The following is a 9,261-nucleotide window of genomic DNA, read 5'->3' on the forward strand; positions in this document are numbered from 1 at the left end:
GGTTCCGATTCCACCGAATCGCACCCGCCACTATCATTATTCAACTGCAGTTGCCAACGCTACTTTGCCTTTGACCCCGCCCGGGCCTTATCGCGCTCCAGCATGGGTCCGAGGTACTGGCCGGTGTAGCTCTCCTTGACCGCCGCAATATCCTCTGGCGTACCGGTGGCAACGACGGTACCACCGCCATCCCCACCTTCAGGGCCCAAATCAATCACCCAGTCCGCGCACTTAATTACGTCCAAGTTGTGCTCAATCACCAGCACCGTGTTGCCCTCATCAACTAACCGTTGGAGGACACCCATCAAACGGCCGATATCGTCCGTGTGCAGCCCCGTGGTGGGCTCGTCCAGAATGTAGAAGTTCTTACCGGTACTCTTCTTCTGTAATTCGCTCGCCAACTTCATGCGTTGCGCCTCACCACCGGACAAAGTCGTCGCCGACTGACCCAAAGTGACGTAGCCCAAACCGACATCAACGATGGTCTGCAACTTCCGCGCAATCTTCGGAATCGGCGCAAAGAACTGCACCGCTTCGTTGACCGTCATGTCGAGGACTTCCGAGATGTTCTTACCCTTGTAGGTCACTTCGAGCGTTTCGGAGTTGTACCGGCGACCATGACAAACCTCACACGGTACGTAAACGTCAGGCAGGAAGTTCATCTCAATCTTGATGATCCCGTCACCCTTACAGTTTTCGCAACGGCCACCCTTGACGTTGAAGCTAAAACGCCCCTTCTTGTACCCGCGGAGCTTGGCTTCGTTCGTCTGCGCAAACAGCCCCCGAATGTCATCAAAAACACCCGTATAGGTCGCCGGGTTGCTCCGCGGTGTCCGACCAATAGGTGATTGGTCAACGTCCACCACTTTTTCCAGGTTTTCCCAACCGGTCACCGAACGGTAAGTACCTGGCTTATTGGAGTTATGGTTCAGCTTCTGTTTGAGCACCCGCTTCAGGATGCTGTTCACCAAAGTCGACTTACCGGAACCAGACACCCCCGTCACGGCCACCAGTTTGCCCAGTGGAAAGCTGACGTTAATGTTCTTCAGGTTGTGTTCCTTAGCACCTTTGATTGTAATCTGCTCGCCGTTGCCCTTCCGGCGCTCAGTTGGTACGGGGATAAATTTGGCACCCGACAAGTACTGTCCTGTCAGGGACTTCGGGTTAGCCTCGACCTCCGCCGGCGTACCTGCGGCCATGACGTGGCCACCATTTTCGCCGGCGCCAGGGCCAATATCAATGATGTAATCCGAGGCCCGCATGGTGTCTTCGTCGTGCTCCACCACAACCAAAGTGTTACCCAAATCGCGCATCTTTTTGAGTGACCGAATGAGTCGGTCGTTGTCCCGCTGGTGTAACCCAATGGATGGTTCATCAAGGACGTACAGTACACCCGATAGGTTCGAGCCAATTTGCGTGGCTAACCGAATACGTTGGGCCTCACCACCAGAAAGCGTGCCGGCTGCACGGGAAAGCGTGAGGTAATCCAACCCGACGTTAATCATGAACGTGAGACGATCGACCACCTCTTTGACAATCGGCTGGGCGATGACGGTGTTCTGCTCGCCCAAAGTAATGTGCTCAAAGAATGGCAGGGCGTCCTTAATGGACAAGTCGCTAACCTCGGCGATGTCCTCACCCTCAACCTTCACGGACAGGGCGGCACGGTTCAGCCGCTTACCGTGACACGATGGACACGGCAAAGCGGTCATGTACATGCGCATCCGTTCCGTGTTGAACGCGCTGTTGTCGGCGTGGTAGCGCCGGTCAATGTTGTTGACCACACCCTCAAAAGTGGTGTCCAAATCACGCACACCACCAAAATCGTTTTCGTAGTGGAAATGGAAAGTCTGATCACCGTTACCGTACAAAACGATGTTCTGCTGGGCCTCCGTTAAGTCATCAAACGGGACGTCCATCGGTACGCCAAAGGCCGCGCACGCCTGCGCTAACAGGTTGGGATAATACTGCGTGCTAATTGGGTTCCACGGCGCGATTGCCCCCTGTTCCAGGGTCAGGCTACGGTCAGGGACCACCAAATCGATATCCACGTTCAACTTTTCACCCAGACCATCACAGACTGGGCAAGCACCAAACGGCGCGTTGAAACTAAACAGTCGCGGTTCAACCTCGCCAACAGAGAATCCACAGATGGGACATGAGTAATGCTCGGAAAAGATGAGCGGCTCACCGTCAATGACGTCAACGTTGGCGTAGCCGTCTGACAGCCGTAGCGCGGATTCCAGGGAATCAAACAGTCGGGAGCGAACTTCGTCTTTGACCACAATCCGGTCAACCACGATATCAATATCGTGGAACTTGTTCTTATCCAGCTCAAACTGGGGGTCCACGTCAACAATCTCCCCGTCGACCCGCATCCGGACATAACCTTCCCGTTGAATCTTGGCAAAGACCTTTTTATGCGCGCCCTTCTTGTGCCGTACCACCGGACTCATCACCTGAATGCGGCTACGCTCAGGCAACGCCATCACCCGGTTGACCATCTGTTCAACCGACTGGCTTTCAATCTTCGTGCCGTCGTTCGGACAAATCGGCGTACCGACACGAGCCCAAAGTAGGCGCAGGTAGTCGTTAATTTCGGTGACCGTGCCCACGGTACTCCGCGGGTTCTTCGACGTGGTCTTTTGGTCAATCGAAATTGCGGGCGAAAGGCCATCAATGGAGTCGACGTCGGGCTTATCCATCTGCCCTAAAAACTGCCGGGCGTATGAAGACAAGCTTTCAACGTAGCGCCGCTGCCCTTCGGCATACAGCGTATCAAAGGCCAGCGAGCTCTTCCCCGACCCCGACAGGCCGGTAACCACCACCAGTTTGTCCCGGGGGATGGTCACGTCAATATCCTTTAAGTTATGACTACGTGCACCGTGAATTACAATTTGATCATTTGCCAAGTTATTTACCTCTATATATTTTACCGGGGGGCGTAACGCACCCACCATACGACGTCTTGCACCGCGACCCTACTTGGCGGCCTCGAGCTCCAGAATAGTGTCACGCAGACTAGCGGCCTGTTCAAAGTCGAGCTTCTTGGCGGCCTGCTGCATCTGTTCGCGTAGGTTCTTCACCAGCTCTGCCCGGTCCTCTTTGGACATGTCTTCCATATCCACCTGGGTCACACTCTTGCCCGCATCATCATCCGTCGACTTCGCAACCGCGCTGATGGCGTCACGAATCGGCTTCACGATGGTCTTCGGTGTAATGCCGTGGTCCTCGTTAAACTTCTCTTGAATCGTCCGTCGCCGCTGGGTTTCGTTAATCGCCGCCTCCATGGAGTCAGTCATCTTATCGGCATACATGATGACTTTACCATGCTCGTTACGGCTGGCACGACCAATTGTTTGAATCAGTGACCGCTCGGCGCGCAGGAACCCTTCCTTGTCCGCGTCCAGAATGGCAATTAACGATACTTCCGGCACGTCGATCCCTTCACGCAACAGGTTGATCCCGACCAGAACGTCAAACTTACCCAAACGCAAATCCCGGATAATCTGGGTCCGCTCCAGCGTCTTGATGTCGCTATGCAAATACTTGACCTTGATGCCCATTTCTTTGAGGTAGTCCGTCAGGTCCTCGGCCATCTTTTTGGTCAAAGTCGTGACGAAGACCCGCTCGTGCTTCTCGACCCGCACGTTGATTTCGGAAACAAGGTCATCAATCTGACCCATGATTGGTCGAATTTCAATAGTAGGATCCAGCAACCCGGTCGGCCGAATAATTTGCTCAGCAACATCCTTTTCGGGTACGCGCTCCATTTCGTACGGACCGGGCGTCGCCGAGACGTACAAAATCTGGTTGACGTGCTGCTCAAACTCGTTAATTTTCAGCGGCCGGTTGTCGAGCGCGCTAGGCAGACGGAACCCGTAGTCAATCAAAACCTGCTTCCGCGCGCGGTCACCGTTGTACATCCCCCGCACTTGCGGCATGGTCACGTGGCTTTCGTCGACCATGATCAGAAAATCCTTCGGGAAGAAGTCCAGGAGTGTATATGGTGGTTCACCAGGCTTGCGGCCGTCCATGTGCCGCGAGTAGTTTTCAATCCCGCTGGTAAAGCCCATTTCCCGCAACATTTCAATATCGTAGTTGGTGCGCTGCTCCAAACGTTCAGCTTCCAGCAGCTTCCCACCATCACGCAGCTCCTTGAGTCGCGCATCGAGTTCCGCACTGATGCTGTCAATCGCCCGTTCCATCTGGTCTTCATTCGTCATAAAGTGGGTGGCCGGGAAAATTGCCACGTGGTCGCGCGTACCCAGCACTTCACCGGTCAACGCGTCGACTTCGGTAATTCGGTCAATTTCATCCCCAAAGAACTCAACCCGGATGGCGTGATCGTCCGTGTTGGCCGGGAAGATCTCCACCACGTCACCACGAACGCGGAAGCGCCCGCGCTGAAAATCGATGTCGTTGCGGTCATACTGAATATCCACCAGTTTGCGCAACAACGCGTTACGGTCAATCTCCAAGCCAGGGTGCAAACTAATCAAGTGGTCAAAGTACTCCTTGGGGTCACCTAAACCAAAGATGGACGAAACCGACGCCACAACAATGACATCACGCCGCTCCAGCAACGCGCTGGTCGCCGCATGCCGCAGTTGGTCAATTTCATCGTTAATGGAGGAGTCCTTCTCGATGTAGGTATCGGAGCTCGGAACGTACGCTTCGGGTTGGTAGTAATCATAGTAAGACACAAAGTACTCGACCGCGTTGTTCGGGAAGAATTCCTTGAACTCACCGTACAGCTGGCCAGCCAACGTTTTGTTGTGGGATAGGATCAAAGTCGGGCGGTTCAACTGGGCAATGACGTTGCTCATGGTGAACGTCTTCCCGGTCCCGGTAGCGCCGAGTAGAATCTGCTCCTTTTCGCCCCGTTTGAAGCCATCGACCAGTTGCTTAATGGCCTGCGGTTGGTCCCCCGCAGGTTTGTATGGCGACTGTAAGTCAAATACCTGCTCGTTTTGTTCTGCCATGACAACTTCCTCCTCACGGTACCCGTCAATAAATTGTGCGCGGATAACTATTTTTATCCACCAACGGCAAAAATAGAGCGTCGCGGCAGGATGCCCTAACGCCACGCTCTATTACTTAGCCAAACTATTGGTGCCCTAATACTCTGGACTTATTTTAGCATAGCGAACATACTTTCGCTAGTCTGCTTCCACCTGCGCAATTGTCTCCGCGGTGATGGCCTTGAGGTGGCTCTTATCCGCAAAGTTTTCGTGCAACATGTCCGGCAGAATGTGGTCCAAGAAATACTGCACGGACGCCAGCTCACGAAACTGCAAAATGGTTTTCAGACTCTCACGGTATATATCCAGAAAGACCGACTCAGGATTACCCTTCTCAATCTCGCCAAAGCCTTCATACATCAGGTCCACCTTATCGGCTACGCTCAGAATCTTGCCTTCCAGGGTATCATCTTTGCCTTCGCCCAGACGGCGACGATACGTATCCTGGAACTCACTGGGGATTTCACCAACAATAAAGTTTTCCGTCATTGACTCCTCAACGTCAGCCAACATGGAACGCAACGATTTGGTCGCGTATTTGACGGGCGTCTTGATGTCACCAATGAACCGTTCTGTGTAGTCGTGGTTGAGCGACTTTTCGTAGAGCCGTTGCCAATTGACCTGATTGCCGGCGTGTTCCTCAATATCGCCCAGCATCTGGGCGATGGACGCGACTTTGAAACTGTGCGCGGCCACACTGTGCTCCTCGTACTTGAAGAACCCGGGTGCACGCCGCAAAGTTTCTAGGTTCGTCAAACCCGTAATGTATTGATGTAACCCCATATTTGTCCCTCCTCTATCCGTACCACTCTAGTATACTCTCTGCGTCCAGTCCCACAGCTAAATTGCCTCATAGGATAACACACCGCATCGCTAATTACTATTCGCGGATCAATTAGTGCGCCCCAGAGTAGCAAAAGGGCCCCACGCAAAGCAGGGCCCAATGACTATCAACATCAATTTTTATTCAGCATCAGCCGCAAAGGCGTGCAGCGCATCCGCATAGCTGGCCAACTTAGCGTTAGCCGCCTGCTCGCTGTCACCCTGGACCCCAATGTAGAACTTAACCTTGGGCTCCGTCCCGCTTGGCCGAATGGCAATCCAGGTGCCGTCGGTCAGGTAGTACTTCAACACGTCGGATTGTGGCAAAGTCAGGGTGGTTGTATCCCCCGCCTGCGTACGGGCCTGACCACTCAGGTAGTCTTCCGTCCGCTCGATTGCCGTGCCCGCAAAGTCGGTTGGGGCCTCCTCACGGAACTTCGTCATCAGTGCCGCCATCTTCTTTGGCCCGGTTAACCCGGTGAATTCAAGCGACGTGGTCCGTTCGGAGAAGTAACCGTACTGTTCGTACAGGTCGTGGAGGCCATCAGCCAGCGTCTTGCCCTGTTCCTGGTAATACGCAGCCACTTCAGCCAACAGCAACGTTGACTGAACGGCATCCTTGTCCCGAACAAACGGCTTGATCAGGTAACCGTAGCTTTCCTCGAAGCCAAAGAGGAAGGTGTGGTCGTGATTTTGTTCAAAGCCGGCGATAGCATCGCCAATGAACTTAAACCCGGTTTCTACCGTAATCATTTCCACGCCGTAGTCAGCACAAATCTTGTCGGCCAGTTCCGTAGAGACGAAACTCTTGATGACCGCGCCATCGGCTGGCAGCGTCCCCGCCTGCTTCTTTGCCTCAAGGATGTAGTGTAACAAGAGGCTAGCAATTTGGTTACCGGTCAACAGGTGGTAGTCATCGCCGATTCGTACCGCGGCGCCCAGACGGTCCGCGTCGGGGTCAGTGGCGATGAGCAGGTCCGCGCCGATGCGGCGGCCTTCCTGAATGGACAGGTCAAAAGCCTCGGGGAACTCTGGGTTCGGGTGGGTCACCGTAATGAATTCGGGATCATAGATGGCCTGTTCCTTCACCATACTGAAGTTGGCAAAGCCAGCCCGTTGTAACGAACGCATAACGGGGAACTTACCGGTACCGTGAAGTGGCGTGTAGACCAGTTTCATCGTAGCGCCCACACGCTTAACCAAATCATGGTTAATTGTGACCGTGGCCACGTTGTCCAGGTAATCTTGGTCAACATCCTCACCAATCAACCGCATCAAGCCACTGGCACGCAGGTCTGACTCGTTCGCGCGTTCAATGCTGAATAAGTCGGTAACCTTACGTACGTAAGTGGTGATTTTATCTGAGGCTTCTGGTGGCAGCTGCCCACCGTCAGCGCCGTACAGCTTGTAGCCGTTGTACTGTTTAGGGTTGTGACTGGCAGTAATCATGATACCGGCAAAGGCGTGGAGGTCACGCACCGCAAATGACAGCTCCGGCGTTGGCCGTAAACTGTCAAATACGTAGGTTTTGATACCCACGGCGCCCAGTACGAGGGCTGCGACGTGCGCGAACATCTCGGAGTTGTGGCGGGAGTCAAAGCTGATGGCTACCCCAGCCTGCTTTGCGTCATCCCCCAACTCATCCATGTAACGCGCAAGGCCTGCAGTTGCTTGGGCAACGGTGTACTCGTTGAAGCGGTTGATCCCCGCACCATAAGTCCCCCGCATGCCGGCAGTACCAAAGGACATCGGTACCGCAAAGGCGTCTTCACGAGCCTCATCGTCTTTGGCCAACCGGGTCATGTCCGCGCGCAATTCCGGCGACAGGTGATCCTGCGCCGCCCACAATTTGTATGTATCTTCAAAACTCATTGAATCCCAACCTCGTTTCGTATTAGTGACGTCTAACCGCCAACTGAAATGACAACATCCTTATCATACCAGATGAATCCGCTTTCGTAACGCCGCTTTGTGCCCACAACGCTTTTTTAATGAAATCGAAATACAGTTTGACCATTACCATTGGTATATACCAATGGTAGCACTAACCACCCGTTGAAGGCCACACCAACAAAAAAAGGTTGGCCCGTCATAAAACGGTCCAACCTTTAAACGTCTGTATATTGGGCGGTATTCCTACTGGGCGGTTGCCGCCAAGTCCTTATCCGCTAAGTCCTGGATGTAGGTGAAAGCGCCCTGACCGGCCAGGCCCCCTTCGCCAACTGCCGTAGCAATTTGACGCAGGTTCTTCGCCCGAACATCACCGATAGCAAAGACGCCGGGTACACTCGTCTTCATCTGGTCGTCAGTAATCACCCAACCATTGTCGTCGAGCACACCCAAACCAGCAAATGCATCCGTCATGGGCTTAATCCCCACGTAGATGAACACACCCTTGGCGTTCAGCTCGTGGTCCTCGCCCGTAACCTTGTCGCTGTATCGCACACTGGTAATAGCGTCGCCATCACCCTTAATTTCTTCAAAGTTAGCGTTCCACACAAACTTCATCTTGTCGTTAGCAAAGGCGCGCTTCTGCAGGATGGCCTGTGCGCGCAGTTGGTCGCGGCGGTGAATCACCGTCACGCTCTTAGCCATCTGGGTCAGGTAAACACCCTCTTCGATTGCGGAATCACCACCGCCGACCACGACGACGTCCTCATCCTTGAAGAAGGCACCATCACACACGGCACAGTACGATACACCCTTACCGGCGTAGTCATCCTCGCCGGGTACGCCAACATGACGGTGTTCCGCACCCGTAGCAATGATGACTGCCTTGGCGGTGTAATCACCGTCGTCAGTGTGGATGGTTTTCGTGTCACCGTTGTCCTCAACGCTAGTGACGTTGCCATAACCGTACTCGGCGCCAGAATTAGTGGCGCTGGCGTACATCTTTTCACCCAAATCGGGACCGAGAATGGAGGTAAACCCCGGGTAATTCTCAATCGCAGCCGTGTTGTTCATTTGGCCGCCGTAAATACCACGGTCCAACATCAACACGGAGAGGTTTGCCCGTGAAGCGTACAGGGCGGCGGTCATCCCACCAGGGCCCGCACCGATAATAATTACGTCATATTCCTTTGCCATGCGTTTCATCCCTATCCCTTAGTAATTCCACTTACGTTTTGTAAGTTGCTAACGTTAATATACATGCATTCTACCAAAAAGTAAAGTCGTTGCCCATGCCTCGGGCTAATAAATGTTAGAGAGCGGAGCAAACCAGTGTTGGGAACAGCAGCGTAGGTCGGGACGGTGAGCTGCGGCTTACGTGGGGTGCTCCGCGGAGGTCGAAGGTTGGGTGGGTACGAACGCGTGGGTGGGCTTTGGGACTGCAGCTTACGTGCCCTACGCCGTAGATTGCTACACCCGCACGCTCCGGCCGTGCCGGCCTCCCACGAATTTTTGAGCTTGAGCA

The 9,261-nt window shown here is 54.0% G+C and carries 5 protein-coding genes; all 5 read right to left on the minus strand.

From position 1 onward, the window contains the following. Positions 1 to 59 precede the first annotated feature (59 nt). Entirely contained in the window at positions 60 to 2,912 is a 2,853-nt protein-coding gene (gene uvrA / locus LPA02S_RS09290; RefSeq protein WP_056956576.1) for an excinuclease ABC subunit UvrA, read from the minus strand. 69 nt (positions 2,913 to 2,981) lie between these two features. Next, complete coding sequence (uvrB, locus tag LPA02S_RS09295; protein ID WP_054650346.1) at positions 2,982 to 4,985, minus strand: excinuclease ABC subunit UvrB; 2,004 nt, start codon at positions 4,983 to 4,985, stop codon at positions 2,982 to 2,984. Positions 4,986 to 5,162: 177 nt separating this feature from the next. Beyond that, positions 5,163 to 5,807 carry an HD domain-containing protein gene (locus tag LPA02S_RS09300; RefSeq protein WP_054650348.1) on the minus strand — a complete coding sequence of 215 codons (645 nt, stop codon included), beginning with the start codon at positions 5,805 to 5,807 and terminating at the stop codon, positions 5,163 to 5,165. A gap of 180 nt (positions 5,808 to 5,987) precedes the next feature. Further along, entirely contained in the window at positions 5,988 to 7,718 is a 1,731-nt protein-coding gene (locus LPA02S_RS09305) for a phospho-sugar mutase (protein ID WP_056956575.1), read from the minus strand. Between the two features lie 264 nt (positions 7,719 to 7,982). Then, a complete protein-coding gene (trxB, locus tag LPA02S_RS09310; RefSeq protein WP_056956629.1) occupies positions 7,983 to 8,933 on the minus strand; it encodes a thioredoxin-disulfide reductase in 951 nt (316 codons plus the stop codon). Positions 8,934 to 9,261: the final 328 nt, after the last annotated feature.

It is taken from the genome of Lacticaseibacillus pantheris DSM 15945 = JCM 12539 = NBRC 106106, from assembly GCF_001591865.1.
GTDB lineage: Bacteria > Bacillota > Bacilli > Lactobacillales > Lactobacillaceae > Lacticaseibacillus > Lacticaseibacillus pantheris.